The sequence below is a fragment of the Pseudomonas sp. KH_021 genome (assembly GCF_057838865.1).
The window spans coordinates 4,484,608-4,504,338 of the sequence record NZ_CM174477.1 but is presented as its reverse complement, the minus strand read 5'-3'; the positions used below and the strand labels follow the sequence as shown (position 1 = coordinate 4,504,338).

General features: G+C 60.0%; 16 protein-coding genes. 6 read left to right on the top strand and 10 right to left on the bottom strand.

Features of this window, described 5'->3' with window-relative positions; all coding sequences use genetic code 11:
• The first annotated feature begins 24 nt into the window (after positions 1 to 24).
• On the top strand, positions 25 to 1,596 hold the full coding sequence (locus AC3IX4_RS20775; protein WP_489257265.1) for a malate:quinone oxidoreductase: 1,572 nt from the start codon (positions 25 to 27) through the stop codon (positions 1,594 to 1,596).
• A 202-nt stretch (positions 1,597 to 1,798) separates the two neighbouring features.
• On the opposite strand, the gene fabI is transcribed toward AC3IX4_RS20775, so the two are convergent.
• The 8 genes from fabI to gloB all read right to left on the bottom strand — a co-directional run bounded on the left by fabI (position 1,799) and on the right by gloB (position 12,436).
• Positions 1,799 to 2,593: an enoyl-ACP reductase FabI gene (gene fabI / locus AC3IX4_RS20770; protein WP_489257264.1), complete on the bottom strand. Its 795-nt coding sequence runs from the start codon at positions 2,591 to 2,593 to the stop codon at positions 1,799 to 1,801.
• An 18-nt stretch (positions 2,594 to 2,611) separates the two neighbouring features.
• Complete coding sequence (locus AC3IX4_RS20765; RefSeq protein WP_489257263.1) at positions 2,612 to 4,222, bottom strand: ABC transporter ATP-binding protein; 1,611 nt, start codon at positions 4,220 to 4,222, stop codon at positions 2,612 to 2,614.
• A 1-nt stretch (position 4,223) separates the two neighbouring features.
• Positions 4,224 to 5,243, bottom strand: a complete 1,020-nt coding sequence (locus tag AC3IX4_RS20760) for an ABC transporter permease (RefSeq protein WP_489257262.1) — start codon at positions 5,241 to 5,243, stop codon at positions 4,224 to 4,226.
• A gap of 1 nt (position 5,244) precedes the next feature.
• Positions 5,245 to 6,318 (bottom strand): microcin C ABC transporter permease YejB, encoded by a 1,074-nt coding sequence (locus tag AC3IX4_RS20755; protein ID WP_489257261.1) that lies wholly within the window; start codon positions 6,316 to 6,318, stop codon positions 5,245 to 5,247.
• A gap of 1 nt (position 6,319) precedes the next feature.
• Positions 6,320 to 8,176 (bottom strand): extracellular solute-binding protein, encoded by a 1,857-nt coding sequence (locus AC3IX4_RS20750; RefSeq protein WP_489261330.1) that lies wholly within the window; start codon positions 8,174 to 8,176, stop codon positions 6,320 to 6,322.
• A complete protein-coding gene (locus AC3IX4_RS20745) occupies positions 8,173 to 9,987 on the bottom strand; it encodes an extracellular solute-binding protein (RefSeq protein WP_489261329.1) in 1,815 nt (604 codons plus the stop codon). Before AC3IX4_RS20745 ends, AC3IX4_RS20750 begins: the two co-directional genes overlap by 4 nt.
• 163 nt (positions 9,988 to 10,150) lie before the next feature.
• Positions 10,151 to 11,557, bottom strand: coding sequence for a lytic transglycosylase domain-containing protein (locus AC3IX4_RS20740; protein ID WP_489257260.1), 1,407 nt, complete (start codon positions 11,555 to 11,557; stop codon positions 10,151 to 10,153).
• A gap of 99 nt (positions 11,558 to 11,656) precedes the next feature.
• Complete coding sequence (gene gloB / locus AC3IX4_RS20735) at positions 11,657 to 12,436, bottom strand: hydroxyacylglutathione hydrolase (protein WP_489257259.1); 780 nt, start codon at positions 12,434 to 12,436, stop codon at positions 11,657 to 11,659.
• Between the two features lie 68 nt (positions 12,437 to 12,504).
• Here gloB and AC3IX4_RS20730 point away from each other — a divergent pair, with 68 nt between their 5' ends.
• On the top strand, positions 12,505 to 13,263 hold the full coding sequence (locus AC3IX4_RS20730; protein ID WP_489257258.1) for a class I SAM-dependent methyltransferase: 759 nt from the start codon (positions 12,505 to 12,507) through the stop codon (positions 13,261 to 13,263).
• Between the two features lie 33 nt (positions 13,264 to 13,296).
• Entirely contained in the window at positions 13,297 to 13,749 is a 453-nt protein-coding gene (gene rnhA, locus AC3IX4_RS20725) for a ribonuclease HI (RefSeq protein ID WP_489257257.1), read from the top strand.
• Between the two features lie 146 nt (positions 13,750 to 13,895).
• Here the strand turns inward: rnhA and copD are convergent, their stop codons facing one another.
• Together copD and copC are read right to left on the bottom strand one after the other, a co-directional pair.
• On the bottom strand, positions 13,896 to 14,762 hold the full coding sequence (copD, locus tag AC3IX4_RS20720; protein ID WP_489257256.1) for a copper homeostasis membrane protein CopD: 867 nt from the start codon (positions 14,760 to 14,762) through the stop codon (positions 13,896 to 13,898).
• Between the two features lie 4 nt (positions 14,763 to 14,766).
• The gene (gene copC, locus AC3IX4_RS20715; protein WP_489257255.1) at positions 14,767 to 15,141 is read right to left on the bottom strand and encodes a copper homeostasis periplasmic binding protein CopC; all 375 of its coding nucleotides are present in this window, start codon (positions 15,139 to 15,141) and stop codon (positions 14,767 to 14,769) included.
• A gap of 203 nt (positions 15,142 to 15,344) precedes the next feature.
• Here copC and treS point away from each other — a divergent pair, with 203 nt between their 5' ends.
• The 3 genes from treS (at position 15,345) to dnaQ (ending at position 19,620) form a co-directional block, all read left to right on the top strand.
• Entirely contained in the window at positions 15,345 to 17,411 is a 2,067-nt protein-coding gene (treS, locus tag AC3IX4_RS20710) for a maltose alpha-D-glucosyltransferase (RefSeq protein ID WP_489257254.1), read from the top strand.
• Between the two features lie 175 nt (positions 17,412 to 17,586).
• Positions 17,587 to 18,795, top strand: coding sequence for an amino acid aminotransferase (locus AC3IX4_RS20705; protein WP_489257253.1), 1,209 nt, complete (start codon positions 17,587 to 17,589; stop codon positions 18,793 to 18,795).
• Positions 18,796 to 18,873: 78 nt separating this feature from the next.
• Positions 18,874 to 19,620 (top strand): DNA polymerase III subunit epsilon, encoded by a 747-nt coding sequence (gene dnaQ / locus AC3IX4_RS20700; RefSeq protein WP_489257252.1) that lies wholly within the window; start codon positions 18,874 to 18,876, stop codon positions 19,618 to 19,620.
• Positions 19,621 to 19,731: the final 111 nt, after the last annotated feature.

Here is a 19,731-nt window from a genome sequence, read left to right as displayed (position 1 = left end):
AGCTTTCATAACTGGACCGATTCAATGAAAAAATTCCTGCTGATGCTCGTCTGCCTGAGCGTCGTTGGCTGCTCCAAGCCTAATGAACCTGAGAAAACCGTTGATGTGTTGCTGATTGGCGGCGGCATCATGAGTGCAAGCTTGGGCACCTACCTCAACGAGCTGGAGCCGAGCTGGTCCATCGACATTTACGAGCGTCTGGACAAGGTTGCCGAAGAAAGCAGCAACGCCTGGAACAACGCCGGTACTGGCCACTCGGCCTTCTGTGAACTGAACTACACCTCCGAGGCCGCCGACGGCAGCATCGACATCAGCAAGGCGGTGGCGGTCAACGAGCAATTCGAAATCTCCAAGCAGTTCTGGGCCTACCAGATCGAGCAGAAGGTCTTGAATAACCCGAAGACCTTTATCAACAACGTCCCGCACATGAGCTTTGTTTGGGGTGATAAAAACGTCGAGTTTCTCAAGAAGCGCCATGCAGCGCTGCAGCACAGCTCGCTGTTCCGTGGCATGGAGTATTCCGAAGACCACGCGCAGATCCAGCAGTGGGTGCCGCTGGTCATGGAAGGCCGCGCTGGCGACCAAAAAATCGCGGCCACGCGGATGCCAATCGGCACCGACGTGAATTTCGGAGAGATCACCCGTCAACTCGTGGGTTCGCTGACCCGCCACGACAACGTCAAGCTGCATGTGCAGCACGAAGTGCGCGATATCGTGCGCAATGCGGACAACACCTGGACGGTCGTCGTCGCAGACCTGGCCAACAAAGGGGCTGAAACCAGCGTCAAGGCCAAGTTCGTGTTCATCGGTGCCGGTGGCGGTGCCCTGAAGCTGTTGCAGAAATCCGGCATCCCGGAAGCTGACGGCTATGCCGGTTTCCCGGTCGGTGGCCAGTTCTTGATGACCAGCAACCCTGAAATCGTCGCTCGCCACAAAGCCAAGCTGTATGGCAAGGCTTCGGTTGGCGCGCCGCCGATGTCGGTTCCGCACCTGGACACCCGCGTGATTGACGGCAAGGAAGTGCTGCTGTTCGGCCCGTTCGCAACCTTCTCCACCAAGTTCCTGAAGAATGGCTCGTTGCTGGATATGTTCAGCGCCTTGACCACTCACAACATCCTGCCGATGACCCATGCCGGTATCGACAACCTGGACCTGAGTACGTACCTGATGGGCCAGTTGATGTTGAGCTTCGACGAGCGTATGGCTTCCTTGCGTGAATACTACCCGCAAGCCAAAAACGAAGACTGGTCGCTGCTCAACGCAGGCCAGCGTGTTCAGATCATCAAGAAAGATGCTGAGAAGGGCGGCGTGCTGCAATTCGGCACTGAAGTCGTGGCCTCGGCCGACGGTACCATCGCCGCACTGCTGGGCGCATCGCCAGGCGCCTCGACCGCGGCGCCGATCATGCTGACGGTGCTGGAAAAGACCTTCAAGGACCGTATCCAGACTACGCAGTGGCAAGACAAGCTCAAAGAGATCGTCCCGTCCTACGGGCGCAAGCTTAACAATGACCTGGAGCTGACCAACCAGGTTCGTCAGTGGAGCAGCGCGCGCCTGCAGCTGAACTACCTGCCAGTGCTGCCGGAAGGCCTGTAGGAGCAGAGCTTGCTCGCGATGGCATCACCGCGGTGTCTGTAATGGCATCACCGCGGTCCCAGCGATGAACCGCGGTGACGCCATCGCGACCAAGGTCTGCTCCTACAGGGTGATGGTCGCACCGCGGTGCGTTTATCGCGGTAGCAACAAAAAAGCCCCGGCTCAGTGAGCCGGGGCTTTTTTGTGAGGCTTGTCTGGGGAGTTATTCCGAGATGTCGCCCATGGCGGTGGTGTTGAAGCCGCCGTCCACGTACATGATTTCACCGCTGACACCCGACGCCAGGTCGGAGCAGAGGAAGGCGCCGGCGTTGCCGACTTCGTCGATGGTGACGTTGCGACGCAGCGGCGTTTGCGCTTCGTTGGCGGCCAGCATCTTGCGGAAGCTCTTGATGCCCGAGGCCGCCAAGGTGCGGATAGGGCCTGCAGATACGGCGTTGACGCGAGTGCCTTCCGGGCCCAGGCTGCCTGCCAGGTAACGAACGCCGGCTTCAAGGCTGGCCTTGGCCATGCCCATGACGTTGTAGTTCGGCATGGTGCGCTCGGCGCCCAGGTACGACAGGGTCAGCAGGCTGCCATTGCGGCCTTTCATCATCTCGCGACCAGCCTTGGCCAGGGCGATGAAGCTGTAGGCGCTGATGTCGTGAGCGATGCGGAAACCGTCACGGGTGGTGACTTCGGTGAAGTCGCCGTTCAGTTGGTCGCCCGGGGCGAAACCGACGGAGTGCACGATGCAGTCCAGGCCGTCCCATTTCTTGCTCAGTTCTTCGAAGACCTTGGCGATCTCGTCATCGTTGGCAACGTCGCAGGGGAAGCACAGCTCTGCGTTCGAACCCCAGCCTGCGGCGAACTCTTCGACGCGGCCCTTGAGCTTTTCGTTCTGGTAGGTGAAGGCAAGTTCTGCGCCCTCGCGATGCATGGCGGCAGCGATGCCGGATGCGATGGACAGTTTGCTGGCGACACCGACGATCAGGACGCGCTTACCGGCGAGAAAACCCATGTGTTGTTCCTCTTCAGGTTAATCGACAGCTGTTGGAGCCAGAAAAGCGGCTTCCAGCAGCTGCTGTGTATAAGGATGTTGCGGTGCGGCAAAGATGCTGTGTGCCGACCCCTGTTCAACCACTTGACCTTGCTTGACCACCATCAACTGATGGCTCAGCGCCTTGACCACCGCCAGATCATGGCTGATGAACAAGTACGTCAGGTTGTACTTGGTCTGTAGCGAGCGCAGCAGCTCTACCACTTGGCGCTGTACGGTGCGATCGAGCGCCGAAGTGGGCTCATCTAGCAATATCAGTGCCGGTTTCAAAACCAGTGCCCGGGCGATGGCAATACGCTGTCGCTGCCCCCCGGAAAACTCGTGAGGGTAGCGATACCGGGTGTCCGGGTCCAGACCTACCTCCTTGAGCGCCTCAATGATGGCTTGTTCCTGCTCCGCTGCCGTACCGATCCGATGGATGCGCAGGCCTTCTCCGACGATCTCGCTCACGCACATGCGTGGGCTGAGGCTGCCAAACGGGTCCTGGAACACCACCTGCATCTGCCGGCGCAAGGGGCGTACCTCTTGCTGCGACAGGCAGTCTAGCGCCTTTCCCTGAAAACGGATGGCGCCCTGGCTACTCAATAGCCGCAGAATCGCCAACCCCAGGGTGGACTTGCCCGAACCACTCTCACCGACGATGCCCAAGGTCTGGCCCTGAGGCAGGCTGAAGTTGATGCCATCTACCGCTTTGACGTAATCGACGGTGCGGCGCAGCAACCCTTTTTTGATCGGAAACCAGACGCGCAGGTCTTCGACTTCAAGCAGCGGTGCCCCGGCTGTAGTGCCTGCCGGCTCGCCACTGGGTTCTGCGCCTAGCAGAACCTGGGTATACGGATGCTGCGGTGCGCGGAACAGCTCTTCGCATGATGCCTGTTCGACGATGCGACCGCGCTGCATGACACATACGCGGTGAGCAATTCTTTTCACCAGGTTCAAATCGTGGCTGATCAACAGCAAGGCCATGCCCAGGCGGGCCTGCAATTGCTTGAGCAACTCGAGGATTTTCAGTTGGACGGTGACATCAAGCGCCGTGGTCGGCTCATCAGCAATCAGCAGCTCAGGCTCGTTGGCCAGCGCCATGGCGATCATCACCCGTTGTCGCTGCCCGCCCGAGAGCTCATGGGGCAGGGCCTTGAGCCGTTTGTGGGGCTCCGGGATGCCGACCAGCTCCAACAACTCAAGGGTACGCGCGGTGGCGGCCTTGCCACGCAGGCCCTTGTGCAGGGCGAGAATTTCGTTGATCTGCTTTTCGATGTTGTGCAGCGGGTTGAGCGAGGTCATCGGCTCCTGGAAGATCATGGCGATGCGGTTGCCACGAATATGCCGCAAATGCTTTTCGTCCTGGCTCAGCAAGTCACGGGCGCCATAGGTGATCGTGCCGCTAGGGTGGTGGGCGATGGGGTAGGGCAGCAGGCGCAGGATCGAGTGCGCGGTCACCGATTTGCCCGAACCACTTTCCCCCACCAGGGCCAGGGTCTCGCCGCGACGAATATCAAAGCTGATGCCTTCGACCACGCGCTGACGCTGTTCGCCAACAATGAACTCGACGGCCAGGTCGCGGACTTCGATCAGATTGTCCTGATTCATCTTATTTCCTCGGGTCGAAGGCATCGCGAGCGGATTCGCCAATAAATACCAGCAAGCTCAGCATCACAGCCAGCACGGCGAAGGCGCTGATGCCCAGCCACGGCGCCTGCAGATTGGATTTGCCCTGGGCGACCAGTTCGCCCAGCGACGGCGCGCCGGGGGGCAGGCCGAAGCCGAGGAAGTCCAGGGCAGTCAGGGTGCCAATCGCACCGGTGAGGATGAATGGCAGGAAGGTCATGGTCGAGACCATGGCGTTGGGCAGGATGTGGCGGTACATGATCGCGCCATTTTGCATGCCCAGGGCGCGGGCGGCGCGGACGTATTCAAGGTTGCGCCCGCGCAGGAACTCGGCGCGTACCACGTCCACCAGGCTCATCCAGGAAAAAAGCAGCATGATCCCCAGCAGCCACCAGAAATTGGGCTGTACGAAGCTTGCGAGGATGATCAACAGGTACAGCACCGGCAACCCTGACCAGATCTCCAGAAAGCGCTGGCCGGCCAGGTCCACCCAGCCGCCGTAATAGCCCTGCAGGGCACCGGCCGCCACGCCGATGATGGAGCTGAACAGTGTCAGGCTCAGGGCGAACAGCACCGAAACGCGAAACCCATAGATGACTCGCGCTAGCACATCGCGGCCTTGGTCGTCGGTGCCGAGCCAGTTCTGTGCCGACGGCGGCCCGGGGGCAGGGACTTTCAGGTCGTAGTTAATGCTCTGGTAGCTGAACGGAATCGGCGCCCAAAGGATCCAGCTGTCCTTGGCGGCCAGCAGTTCGCGGATGTAAGGGCTCTTGTAGTTGGCTTCCAGCGGGAATTCGCCGCCGAAGGTGGTTTCCGGGTAGCGTTTGACGGCCGGGAAATACCACTCGCCGTCATAGCGCACGGCCAATGGCTTGTCGTTGGCGATCAACTCGGCACCCAGGCTCAGGCCGAACAGAATCAGAAACAGCCACAGTGACCACCAGCCACGCTTATTGGATTTGAACAGTTCGAAGCGCCGGCGATTGAGCGGAGAAAGATTCATCTCAATGCCCCCGGCTTTCGAAGTCGATACGTGGATCGACCAGGGTGTAGGTCAGGTCGCCAATCAATTTCACCACCAATCCCAGCAAGGTAAAGATGAACAGGGTGCCGAACACCACCGGGTAATCGCGGTTGATCGCCGCCTCGAAGCTCATCAGGCCCAGGCCATCCAGGGAGAAGATCACCTCCACCAGCAGGGAGCCTGTGAAGAAGATGCCGATGAAGGCCGACGGAAAGCCGGCGATCACCAACAACATCGCATTGCGAAAGACATGACCGTACAGCACGCGGTTTTTGCTCAGGCCTTTGGCGCGGGCGGTGACCACATATTGTTTGTTGATCTCATCCAGGAAGCTGTTTTTGGTCAGGAAGGTCATGGTGGCGAAGTTGCCGATGACCAGGGCGGTGACGGGCAATGCGAGGTGCCAGAAGTAGTCGAGGATCTTGCCGCCCAGGGTCAGTTCATCGAAGTTGTTGGAGGTCAGCCCGCGCAGGGGGAACCAGTCGAAATAGCTGCCTCCGGCAAACATCACGATCAGCAGAATGGCAAACAGGAACGCCGGGATGGCATAGCCGACGATGATGGCCGAGCTCGTCCAGACGTCGAAGCTGCTGCCATGCCGAGTGGCCTTGGCGATCCCCAGGGGGATCGACACCAGGTACATGATCAGGGTGCTCCATAGCCCCAGGGAGATCGATACCGGCATTTTTTCGACGATCAAGTCGATGACCTTGGCGTCTCGAAAGAAGCTGTCGCCAAAATCCAGTTGGGCGTAGTTCTTGACCATGATCCACAAGCGTTCCGGCGCCGACTTGTCAAAGCCGTACATGCGCTCGATCTCCTTGACCAGGGCCGGGTCCAGGCCCTGGGCGCCTCGATAGCTGGAGCCGGCCACCGAGACTTCCGCACCACCGCCGGCGATCCGGCTGGTGGCGCCCTCGAAGCCTTCGAGCTTGGCAATCATCTGTTCCACCGGCCCACCGGGCGCGGCCTGAATGATCAGGAAGTTGATCACCAGGATGCCGAACAGTGTCGGGATAATCAGCAGCAGGCGCCGCAGGATATACGCCAGCATGTCACTGTTCCCCGTTTTCAGGCGTGGACGCGTCTTGCGCAGGCGCAGGCGTCACGGCAGGCTTGGCATCGGGCTTGAGCCACCAGGTGGTGATGCCGACATCGTATTTGGGCGTCACCGTCGGGTGGCCGATGTGGTCCCAGTAGGCCACTCGCCAGGTCTTGATATGCCAGTTGGGAATCACATAGAAGCCCCACAGCAGTACACGGTCCAGCGCGCGGGTATGGTCGATGAGGTTTTGCCGCGAGTCTGCATTGATCAGGCTTTCGACCAGGTTGTCGATGGCCGGGTCTTTGAGGCCGATATAGTTGCGACTGCCGGGATTGTCGGCGCTGGACGATTGCCAGTATTCGCGCTGCTCGTTACCGGGGGAGCTGGATTGCGGAAAACCCCCGACGATCATGTCGAAATCACGTGAGCGCAGGCGATTGATGTACTGCGAGACGTCGACTCGGCGGATCACCAGGTCGATACCAAGGTCGCTCAGGTTGCGCTTGTAGGGCAGCAGCACACGCTCGAACTCGGTCTGGGCCAGGAGAAACTCGATGGACACCGGTTTGCCCTGAGCGTCGACCATCTTGTCATCCTTGATGCGCCAGCCGGCCTCCTGCAGCAGCTGATAGGCACGCCGTTGTTGGCTGCGGATCATGCCGCTGGCATCGGTCACGGGGTTTTTGAAGACCTCGGTGAAGACCTTGTCCGGCACTTGGCTGCGTAGCGGCTCAAGGATTTTCAACTCTTCGGGCGAAGGCCAGTCGCGGGCGGCCATTTCCGAGTTTTCGAAGAAGCTGCCGGTGCGTGTGTAGGCACCGTTGAACAGTTGTTTATTGGTCCATTCGAAGTCCAGCAGCAGGCTCAATGCTTCGCGTACACGAATGTCCTGGAAGACGGGCCGGCGCAGGTTATAGACAAAGCCTTGCATGCCCGTGGGGTTGCCGTTGGGAATTTGCTCGCGCAACAGGCGTTTTTCGCGAACGGCGGGGATGTCATACGCGGTGGCCCAGTTCTTGGCGCTCATTTCCAGCCAGTAATCGAAATTACCCGCCTTGAGGGCCTCCAGCGCCACGGTGTTGTCGCGGTAGTAATCAGTGGTCAGGTAATCGAAGTTGTAGAAGCCGCGGTTAATGGGCAGGTCCTTGCCCCAGTAATCCTTGACCCGCTCGTAACGCACCGAGCGCCCGGCCTTGACCGCGGCCACTTTGTACGGGCCGCTGCCCAGAGGAATCTCAAGGTTGCCCTTGGCGAAATCGCGATGTTCGTACCAGTGCTTGGGCAACACCGGCAGTTGGCCAAGAATCAGCGGCAACTCACGGTTGTTGCTGTGCTTGAACTTGAACAGGACCCGTAGCGGATCTTCGGCGACCACTTCGGCGACGTCGGCGTAGTAGGTTCGGTACAGTGGCGCGCCGTTCTTGATCAGGGTCTGGAAGCTGAACACCACGTCGTCGGCGCGCATGGGGTGGCCATCATGAAAGCGCGCCTCGGGGCGGATGTAGAAGCGTACCCAGCTGTTGTCCGGGGCCTTTTCGATTTTGCCGGCCACCAGGCCGTATTCGGTAAAAGGCTCATCCAGGCTCTGGCGGGCAAGGGTGTCGTAGATCAGGCCGATATCGTCGGCGGGCACGCCCTTGTTGATAAAGGGGTTGAGACTGTCAAAGCCGCCGAAGCCGGCCTGGCGGAATGTGCCGCCCTTGGGGGCGTCCGGGTTGACGTAGTCAAAGTGCTTGAAGTTGGCAGGGTACTTCGGCGTTTCGTCGTAGAGCGTGAGGGCGTGCTGGGGTGCCGCCAGGGCAAGACTGCTCAGGCCGGCCAGCAACAGACCGCCGACCAGCTGGCGCATTGTGCGCATGGGCATCATTGGGCTTTCTCCGAAGGCTTCAGCCACCAGGCGCTCAAACCCAGGGTATAGGGCGGCGTGGTGACGAAGGCGAACCGGTTGCGGTGCGCCAGGCGATGATAGTTGATGTACCAATTGGGGATCATGTAGTGCTGGGACAGCAGTACGCGATCAAGCGCCTTGACTGTCGCTATTTGCTCGTCACGGGTTTGGGCGCCGAGCAGATGTTCGAGCAGGTGATCGACAATCGGGTCGGCCACGCCTGCGTAGTTCTTGCTGCCCTTGATCGACGCCTGGCTTGAGTGGAAGTACTGCCATTGTTCCAGGCCGGGGCTCAAGGTCTGATTGAGGGTCATCAGAATCATGTCGAAATCAAATTGGTCGAGCCGTTGTTTGTACTGGGCTCGATCCACGGTGCGCAAGCGCGCATCGATGCCCACGCTGGCAAGATTTTCGACATAAGGTTGCAGGATCCGCTCAAGGTTCGGGTTGACCAGCAGGATCTCCAGGTGCAGCGGCTGCCCATCGTGGTCGAGTAGCCGCTGGCCGGAAAGCTTCCAGCCAGCATCGCTTAACAGACCCAGGGCGCGGCGCAAGGTTTCACGCGGGATGCCGCGACCTTCGGTACGAGGCACGCTGAACGGTTCGGTGAACAGGCTCGGCGGCAACTGTTGGCGCCAGGTCGACAGCAGTAGCCATTCACGCCCGGTCGGCAAGCCGCTGGCGGTGAATTCGCTGTTGGGGTAGTAGCTCAAGGCGCGCTGGTAGGCACCGCTGAACAGGGTGCGGTTGGTCCATTCGAAGTCGAACATCATCCCCAGCGCCTGCCGCACCCGGACATCACTGAAGGATGGTCGGCGGCTGTTCATAAACAACCCTTGGGTCTGCGTCGGGATCTGGTGCGGGATTTGTGCCTTGATGATCTCGCCACGGCGTACCGCGGGAAAGTTGTAGCCGTTGCTCCAGTTTTTCGCCTGATGCTCGATGTAGATGTCGAACTCGCCAGCCTTGAACGCTTCAAAGGCGACCTCACTATCGCGGTAGAACTCGACTTCGACGCGGTTGAAATTGTATTTGCCGCGATTGACCGGCAAATCCTTGCCCCACCAATCCTTGACTCGCTCGAACACCAGTCGGCGACCTGGCTGAACCTCTGTGATGCGGTAAGGCCCGCTCCCCAGAGGGGGCTCGAAGGTGGTGGCCTGGAAGTCGCGGTCTTTCCAGTAGTGGCGGGGCAGCACGGGCAACTCGCCCAAACGCAGGATCAGCAACGGGTTGCCGGCGCGCTTGAAGACAAAGCGAATCCGGTGGGCGTTGAGGATGTCAACGCGGGCAACCTCCTGCAGGTTGGTCCGATAGAGCGGATGGCCTTGCTTGAGCAGGGTACGGTAGGAGAACGCGACATCGGCAGCGGTGATCGGTACGCCGTCATGGAAGCGCGCTTGTGGGCGCAGATTGAACACCACCCAGCTGCGATCCTCGCTGTATTCCACAGACTGGGCGATCAGGCCGTAACTGGACGTCGGTTCGTCCCCGGAAGGGTCATATTGCCCTGTGCCCGCCATCAACGTCTGGTTGAGCTCGTTGACACCGTATTGCAGGAAGTTGGGCGTCGAGACCGGGCTGGTCCCTTTGAAGGTGTAGGGGTTGAGGGTATCGAAGGTGCCGGAAGCCATTGCCCGCAACGTACCGTCTTTGGGGGCGTTGGGGTTGACCCAGTCGAAGTGGGTGAATTTGGCTGGATACTTGAGCGTGCCGAACTGCGCATAACCATGGCTTTCGCTGATTGTTGCGCTCGCGGAAAAGCTCAATGCCAGGCTGATGAGCAGCAGGAGGAGGGGACGCTTCAAGTCAGAGATCCGATCCAGGCGGGCTTGGGCTTTATTGCAGCTACAGTAACAGTTTGTCTGGACTGGAAAAAGAGTGCCTTGCAGGGCTTTAGGCGGGCAGGTTTGCAAGCAAGCCACCAAGGTTGCCCTGGTGGCTTGGGTGGGATCAGTGAGGCTTGTAGACGGTCAGCGTCTGGCCGGGCTTGAGGGCGCGGGCGCTTTTCGGGTTCCAGCGCTTGAGGTGCTGCATTTCAACGTTGAAACGCTTCGCGACCAAATACAGTGAGTCACCCTTGCGAACTTTGTAGGTAGTGGCTCTTTTCTTGCTGGCGCTGCTGCGGCTGTTGTCTTGCATGACCAGGGTCTGGCCAACCTTGAGGTTTTTGCCGGTGACCTGGTTCCAGTGCTGAAGATCCTTGACGTCGACCTTGTTGGCCTTGGCAATGCTGGTCAGGGTGTCACCTGGCTTGATCCGGTAGTTGCGCGGACGGCTTGGCGAAGTGCTGGCAACCTCTTCGAAGACCTTCTGCTTGGGTTGCAGGCTCAGCAGTTCTTCGGGCTTCATGTTCGACAGGCTGGTGGCCAGGATCTGCGCCTTGGCAGTCGGGACCAGCAAGTGCTGAGGGCCGTCGAGCGTCATGCGTTTCTTGAACGCCGGATTAAGTTGGAACATTTCGTCTTCGTCGATATTGGCCAGTGCCGCGACTCGAGACAGGTCCATGCGACTATTGATTTCGACGACTTCAAAATAGGGTTCGTTGGCGATTGGGGTGAGGTTGACCCCGTAGGCATCTGGCGCCATGACGACCTGCGACAAGGCCAGTAGCTTGGGCACGTAGTCGCGAGTTTCCTGCGGCAGCGGAAGGTTCCAGAAGTCAGTGGGCAGGCCGACTTTTTCGTTGCGCTCGATCGCCCGGCTGACGGTACCCTCGCCCGCGTTGTAGGCGGCCAGGGCCAACAGCCAGTCGCCGTTGAACATGTCGTGCAGGCGCGACAGGTAATCCAGTGCCGCACCTGTGGAAGCCGTCACATCGCGGCGGCCATCGTAGAAATTGGTTTGACGCAGGTTGAAATAACGGCCGGTGGACGGGATGAATTGCCAGAGCCCCACCGCATGGCTTCGAGAATAGGCCAGAGGGTTATAGGCACTTTCGATCACCGGAAGCAGCGCCAGCTCCAGCGGCATGTCACGCTCTTCGAGGCGTTCGACGATGTAGTGGATATAAAGGCTGCCGCGATCACCGGCACCTTCAAGAAATGATGGATTGCTGGCAAACCAAAGCCGTTGTTGTTCGATGCGTGGGTTGACCGCGACGTCATCTTGCAACTTGAAACCTTGGCGCATGCGCTCCCAGACGTCCTGAGGGGCTTCCTGGGTTGCTTTCTGGGTCAGGATAACGGGTTTGGGCTTGGCCCGCGTAGCCAGGTTATGGGCACGCGGGTTTTCTGTGTCCGAGACTTGCCCGGTGCTCTGGCAACCGACCAGTGTAGCGGCGGACAGCGCGACGGCGATGGCTTGAGCCAGTCGCGTGAAGGCGTCTGCCTTGGTGGTTTTGCGTATAGAGGGTGACATTGGCTGGAAGAGAGTTCCGGGCAAAAATGTCGGCCGATTCTAGAAAGCAGCCTGTACATGGTCAACCTTTGAGAACCAAGCGAACCTTCAACGCACTGTTTAGAACGTATCCTTCCAAGCCCTTAGCCCCGCAAAAACGGCACTTGGACTGTCTAGACCGTGGCCTGCCCGTTTGTCTGCTTTTTCTTTAACAGATGTTTCGCCGACCCTCAGGAAGGGGTTTGTGAGTTTTTCAAGCGCTAAAGTTGATGGCAAAGTGATGCGATTCTGCTCGCGAAGTTGCCGAACCTCTTCGAAGCGACGCTGAACGTGCGGATTCTCAGGTTCCACCGCGCAGGCGAAGCGCAGGTTGCTTAACGTGTATTCGTGAGTGCAGTAAACCAGCGTGTCGTCCGGCAGGCTCGCCAGGCGGCTGAGCGAGGCGTGCATCTGCTGCGGCGTGCCCTCGAACAGGCGACCGCAGCCTGCAGCGAACAGGGTGTCACCGCAAAACAGCAACGGAGCGTGGTCGCAATGGTGGTAGTAGGCAATGTGGCCCAGGGTATGGCCAGGTACTGTCAGCACCTGGAATTTCAGGCCCAGTACTTCTACCGAGTCATTGTCGCCGAGTGCCTGGTCGCGGCCCGGGATGTTTTCAGCGGCGGGCCCGAAGACGCGGGCGCCGGTAGCCTGCTTGAGGCGTTCCACACCACCGACATGGTCATGATGGTGATGGGTCACCAGGATGGCTTCGAGCTGCCAGCCGCGATGGGATTCGAGCCAGGCCAGTACCGGTTCGGCATCGCCGGGGTCGACCACCACGCAGCGGCGAGTGACGTCGTCTTGCAACAACCACAGGTAGTTGTCGGAAAAAGCGGGCAGGGCATCAATTTGAATCATGGTGCAGTTCGCCAAGCGGGAAACAATGGTGCATCTTAGAGCTTCAAGGGTTCCAGGAGAACAGTGCGATGACCGACAACGCCTTCGCTCAAGCCGATCCGGACTGGCTGGAGCTGATCAGCCTGGCGCGGGACTGGTTCGCCGGGCCGCTGGGCCAGCAAATGCTGCGGGCCGAACAACGCCTGCTCGAGGATGAGCTGGCGCGTTATTTTGGTGGTTACCTTGTCCATTACGGGCCGAGCGCCGAGGCACCGCCCAATGCCGCCCAGGTGCAGCGCAATGTCCGCCTGGGGGCACCCTTCGCCGGCGTCGAAATTGTCTGCGAAGAGCAGGCCTGGCCGCTCAGCGAGCATGCCGCCGATGTGGTGGTGCTGCAGCATGGCCTGGACTTCAGCCTCTCGCCCCATGGGCTGCTGCGTGAGGCTGCCCATGCGGTTCGCCCAGGCGGACATCTGCTGATCGTGGGTATCAACCCCTGGAGCACCTGGGGGCTTCGACATGTGTTTGCTCACGATGCCTTGCGCAAGGCGCGTTGCATCTCCGCCTCGCGGGTCGGTGACTGGCTCAACCTGCTGGGCTTCGCGCTGGAGAAACGCCGCTTCGGGTGCTATCGTCCGCCGCTTGCGTCGCCGGTCTGGCAATCGCGACTTGAAGGTTGGGAGCGGCGCGCAGGGCGCTGGCAAAGTGCCGGTGGTGGTGTCTATCTGCTGGTAGCGCGCAAGCTGGTGGTGGGCCTTCGCCCGCTGCGCCAGGTTCGCCGTGAGCCGATGGGCAAGCTGCTGCCGCTACCATTGGCCAAGGTCAATCGGCGCGATTCCAAGCCGTGAAGCGTACGGCAATCATTGATGGAAAGTGGGTAGATGAGCGATAGCGTCGAGATTTACACCGATGGTGCCTGCAAGGGCAACCCGGGTGTTGGTGGCTGGGGCGCCTTGCTGGTGTGCAAGGGCGTCGAGAAAGAATTATGGGGTGGTGAGAAAGACACTACCAACAACCGCATGGAACTCACCGCGGCCATTCGAGGCCTGGAGGAGCTCAAGCGCGAATGTGAAGTGCTGCTGGTCACCGACTCGGAATATGTCATGAAAGGCATCAACGAGTGGATGGTCAACTGGAAAAAACGCGGCTGGAAAACCGCCGCCAAGCAACCGGTCAAGAATGCCGACCTCTGGCAGCAACTCGATGAGCAGGTTGGCCGCCATCAAGTCACCTGGAAGTGGGTGCGCGGCCACACCGGGCACCACGGCAACGAACGCGCCGACCAGTTGGCCAACCGCGGTGTCGACGAAGTGCGCGGCTATAAACAGTCCTGACCAAGACTGCCAGTAGCCGCCCTGTAGCCGCTGCCGAAGGCTGCGATGCGTCCCGCCAGGGGCGCCTTTCAAGATCCTGCGCCCGCGTTGCGGTCGATCGCAGCCTATCGGCAGCGGCTACAGGTTGCAGTCCGCTGCGTTTTTGTTCAGGCCGGCATCGGCGGCAAGGTTCCCAGCCAAGAGACCGCTGCAACAGCCCCCAGGCCAATCATCCACTCAAGGTTCACGCTGGTACGCAGGATTTGCAACCGCCCGGTGCGGCTGCTCTGCCGGTTGAGCAATGCCAGTATCAGCATTGCCACCACCAGCGATACCTTGACCAGCAGTATCAAGGCGAAGCCGGAAAACACCGGTGTAGGCCAGAAGTGCCCGGTCAATACTCGAACATTGACCAAGCCGGTCAAGATGATTGCGGCCACCAATCCATAGCCCCAGCCGCTGAAGCGGTGCAGCACGTGGCGTACGTTCGGTGCCTGGGGCGGCGCAAGCATCAGCGCCAACAGCATCAAGCCACCCAGCCAGGCGCCCACACACAGCAGATGCACCAATTGATTGAGCATCAACAACTGGCCGGCCAGGCCATCGAGCATGGCGGCGTGGCCAACCGGGGCGAGGGTGGCGAGGGCGGCGGCGCTCAAGCATTCTCGTAGTTTGCAGGGGTTGCTGCGAACAAACAGCAGGCAGCCGAGCAGGGCTACATTGAACAGCAGGTGCCAGCGCCAGACTTGGCCGAAGAAGGTGCCGTCCAGTACGCGCCAGAGCATCGAAGGTTCCAGGGCGGCGGGCCAGTTGCCGACCATGCTGGCGGTAATCAGCAGCAGCCATGCGACACCGCTCAGCAAGGCCAGTGCCGCCAGCCAGCGCAGAATATGCTCAAGCTTGCGCTGCAGGCCGCGAGATGGGTTGTCGCCATAGCCTGCATTGGCCAGCAGAGGCCTGAGCAGCATGGCCCCGAACATCAGCAGCACAATAGAGAAGTGCACAAACCGACAGAAGACTATTGCGCTGTGCATGAACTCAATTGCCTACCTTGAAGCCGTAGCGACCATCGCTCTTGTGGGTATCGATAGACAACACTTCCCATTTCACCTCGTAGTCACCGGCGCTCAACGGCTGTTCGGGAGTAACGATCAGTACTTTCTTGTCGCTGCCATCGGTGGCGACGCTTTTTACGGCAATGGCCGAGCCATCGCGGGTCAGGGTGACTTTACTGAACTTCTCTTCAATGCCTTCTGAGAAATTCAGTCGAACCTCTGCGGGGGCGGTCACGGTGCTGTCGGCGGCCGGGGATTCGCTTTTGAGGTGGGCATGAGCCAAAGCGGATTGAGCGCAGGCCAAGCCCGCCAGCAGGGCCAAGGACGTCAGCAAAGATTTCGCACCAATGGCGAGCATGATTAATTCCTTTTTCGATGGAAGGCGTAGGGGCATTGTAGGCGGTCGGACCACGCAAGCATGGGAGCAGGCCATGACGTGATTTTGCGGCATCCGACAGGGAGGCCCCGCAAAACTGCGAACGTTTGCAGCCTTGAGCCACTCTTATAAGCCGCGGGGTAGCAAATTTCAAAGCATCGCTCATGGACAGGAGAAGGCCCTTCATGACGACACACGACAAGCACTATACCCAATGGCTGGTCGAGCATTCCATGCTACAGGCCGCCACGGAGCGGGCGCGACTGTACGCGGGCCACGGGCGCCTTTGGCAGCACCCTTACGCCCAGGCCAGGCCACGGGACGCCAGTGCTATCGCGTCGGTATGGGTCACTGTGTACCCGGCATCAATCATCACTGCGCCAGAGGGCACGGTGCTGCAGGCGCTGGGCGACGATACACTCTGGACGAGCCTGTCGCAGATCGGCGTTCAAGGCATCCACAGCGGGCCTTTGAAACAGTCCGGGGGGCTGCGCGGTTACGAGCTGACACCCAGTGTGGACGGTAATTTCGACCGTATCAGCTCCACCATCGACCCTCGTTACGGCAGCGAAGAGCAATTGATCCAGCTGGCCCGTGTGGCGGCGGCGCATAACGCGATCACCATCGAAGATTCCATCCCGTCGCACACCGGCAAGGGCGCGGATTTTCGCCTGGCCGAGTTGGCCTATGGTGAATACCCAGGGCTCTATCACATGGTCCAGATTAATGAAGAAGACTGGCCCTTATTGCCCGACGTGCCAGAGGGGCGAGATGCGATCAACCTGTTGCCCGCGACTGTCGATGCATTGAGGGACAAGCACTACATTGTTGGCCAGTTGCAACGGGTGATTTTCTTCGAGCCAGGGGTCAAGGAAACCGACTGGAGCGCGACACCCCCTGTAAGGGGCGTGGATGGCCAAGTGCGGCGCTGGGTGTATTTGCATTATTTCAAGGAGGGCCAGCCGTCGCTGAACTGGCTGGACCCAAGCTTTGCCGCGCAACGGCTGATCATTGGCGATGCCTTGCAGGCCATTGATGTATTCGGCGCGCGCATCCTGCGCCTGGATGCCAATGGTTTCCTTGGGGTGGAGCGTCGGGCCGAGGGCAATGCCTGGTCGGAAAGCCACCCATTGTCGATCACCGGTAATCAACTGCTGGGTGGGATGATTCGCAAGGCAGGCGGCTTCAGTTTTCAGGAGTTGAACCTGACGCTGGACGATATCGCCGGAATGTCCAAAGGCGGAGCAGATCTTTCCTACGATTTCATCACCCGACCGGCTTACCAGCACGCCTTGCTGACGGGCGACACCGAATTCCTGCGACTGATGCTGCACCAGATGCATGGCTTCGGTATCGATCCGGCCTCATTGATCCATGCCCTGCAAAATCACGATGAGCTGACCCTGGAACTGGTCCACTTCTGGACCCTGCACGCCAACGATACCTATCTGTACAAGGGCCAGACGTTCCCTGGCAGCATCTTGCGTGAGCATATCCGCGAGGAAATGTACGAGCGCTTGGCTGGCGAGCATGCACCCTACAATCTCAAGTTCGTCACCAATGGGGTGTCCTGCACCACCGTCAGCATTATCACGGCCGCCCTGGGGCTGCGCGACCTGGAACAATTGAGCGCCTCGGACCTGGCCATGATCCAGCACGTCCATGTGTTGCTGGTGATGTACAACGCCATGCAACCGGGGGTGTTTGCCCTGTCCGGTTGGGACCTGGTGGGTGCGCTGCCGCTGGCGGCCACGGAGGTGGCGAGCATGATGGGTGATGGCGATACTCGCTGGATTCACCGAGGCGCCTACGATCTGGCGGACCTGTCGCCCGATGCCAGCCACTCCGCCGAAGGCATGCCGCGGGCCAGGGCGCTTTACGGCAGCCTGGTCAGCCAGTTGCAGCGACCGGACTCATTCGCCAGCACGGTGAAGAAAATTCTGGCCGTACGTCAGGCTTATTCGATCGCCGCCAGCCGGCAAATCCTGATCCCCGACGTTGAAAATCCGGCGCTGCTGGTGATGGTCCATGAGCTGCCGGCTGGGCGCGGCATCCAAGTCACGGCCTTGAACTTCGGCGCCCAGCCCTTGAGCGAAATGCTCATCCTGCCGGGTATCAGCCCGGGCGTGGTCGTCGACATGATCAACGAACGAGTGGAAGGGGATCTGACTGAAAACGGGGAGATGATGATCAACCTGGAGGGTTATGAAGGGTTGTCATTGCGAATCGTAAACAGCACATCCTCCGCGTAATGCTTGGCAGCAACCCGCTGCACGGTTCCCTGGTTTTTGCGCCATTGGGCGAAGGCCTGCGATTGCCGGTTGACCCGGCCGGCTGGGCGCGCTAAATACATGCTCGCCGATCTTTGCCCGGTGCCCGCGACCTGTAGCGGTCAATTGGGCATGCTTGCCCCTTAGGAGTTATGAAATGTTCAACCATGTGGCGCCCTACGCTGGCGATCCTATTCTTTCGCTGATGGAAGCTTTCGAGCAGGATCCGCGGGCGAACAAGGTCAACCTCAGCATCGGTCTGTATTACGACAATGAGGGCGCGATCCCGCTGCCGGCTGCTGCCCTGGCCGCCGAATGCGAATTGTTCGAAGACGAGCAGGGTGCATCCTTGTACCTGCCAATGGAAGGCCTGGGCGCTTATCGCTCCGGCATCCAGGCGCTGCTGTTTGGCGCAAGCCACCCGGCTGTGGACGAGAAGCGCGTAGCCACCGTGCAAACGGTCGGCGGTTCCGGCGCGTTGAAAATCGGCGCCGATTTCCTCAAGCGCTACTACCCCGACTCTCAAGTCTGGGTCAGCGATCCCACCTGGCAGAACCACCACGCGATCTTTGGTGGGGCCGGTTTTACCGTTAACACCTATCCGTACTTCGACGCCCAGACCGGCGGCGTACGTTTCGATGCCATGCTCCAGGCGCTGCAAGCCTTGCCAGCCCAGAGCATCGTGCTGCTGCACCCGTGCTGCCACAACCCGACCGGTGCCGACCTGCCCCCTGCGCAATGGGATCAGGTCACCCAAGTAGTCAAGGCGCGTGACCTGATCGCCTTCCTCGACATTGCCTATCAGGGCTTTGGCGACGGCATGGAGGAAGATGCCTACGCTATTCGTGCCATGGCCAATGCGGGTGTCAACTGCCTGGTGAGCAACTCGTTCTCCAAGATCTTTTCGCTGTACGGCGAGCGTGTCGGCGGCCTGTCGGTAATCTGTGACGATGCCCACACGGCTGAAAACGTGTTGGGCCAGCTGCAATTCACCATCCGCCAGAACTACTCCAGCCCGCCCCGTCATGGCGCTCAGATCGTGGCCAAGGTGCTGGGCGATGCTGCGCTCAAGGCCTCCTGGACAAGTGAAGTGGAGGCTATGCGCCTGCGCATCGTGTCCATGCGCCAGCAATTGGTAGAGCGTTTGAGCGCGGCCTTGCCTGACCAGGATTTCAGCTTCTTCCTGACCCAGAAAGGCATGTTCAGCTACACCGGCTTCAGCGCCGCCCAGGTTGATCGCCTGCGCGATGAACAAGCGGTTTACCTGATCGGTAGCGGGCGGATCTGCATGGCTGGCCTGAACGAAGACAATCTGGATGCAGTGGCCAGCGCGTTTATCAACCTGTACGGCGCACGCACCCAGTAACGTCGAGCCAGGAAAGCCTTCCCCCATCCGTGTTAAGATTCGCCGCTTGATTGACGGCGTGATGGGGGATTGCCACTAATGGCTCAGAGAATGGTTGTACTCGATACCGAAACCACCGGTATGCCGGTGACCGATGGTCACCGGATCATCGAGATCGGCTGTGTCGAACTGATGGGCCGCCGCCTGACCGGGCGCCATTTCCACGTCTACCTGCAGCCGGATCGCGAGAGTGACGAGGGCGCCATCGGCGTTCACGGTATCACTAACGAGTTTCTGGTCGGCAAGCCCCGTTTTGCCGAAGTCGCTGACGAATTCTTCGAGTTTATCGAAGGCGCTCAGCTGATCATCCACAACGCGGCGTTCGACGTTGGCTTTATCAACAACGAATTCGCGCTGATGGGCCAGGCTCACCGCGCCGACATCACCCAGCACTGCAGCATCCTCGACACCCTGTTGATGGCGCGCGCGCGCCACCCTGGCCAGCGCAACAGCCTCGATGCCTTGTGCAAGCGTTATGGCGTCGACAACTCCGGCCGTGAACTGCACGGCGCTTTGCTCGACTCCGAGATTCTTGCCGACGTTTACCTGACCATGACCGGTGGCCAGACCAGCCTGTCGCTGGCCGGCAACGCCACCGATGGCGAGGGCAATGGTAACGCCAACCAAGGCAGTGAGATTCGTCGGCTGCCCGCGGATCGGGCGCTGACGCGGATCATTCGCGCCAGTGACGATGAGTTGGCCGAACATGTCTCGCGCCTTGAGGCGATTGCCAAGTCGGCGGGTGCGCCGGCCATGTGGGTGCAACTGGAGCAGGCTTCGCAGTAACCACCCCTGTAGGAACAGACGGTTCGGCGCTCCGACTTGCTCGCGATGAATACGCCGCGGTCTGCCTGACGTATTACGGTGTGGCCATCGCAGGCAAGCCTGGCTCCTACA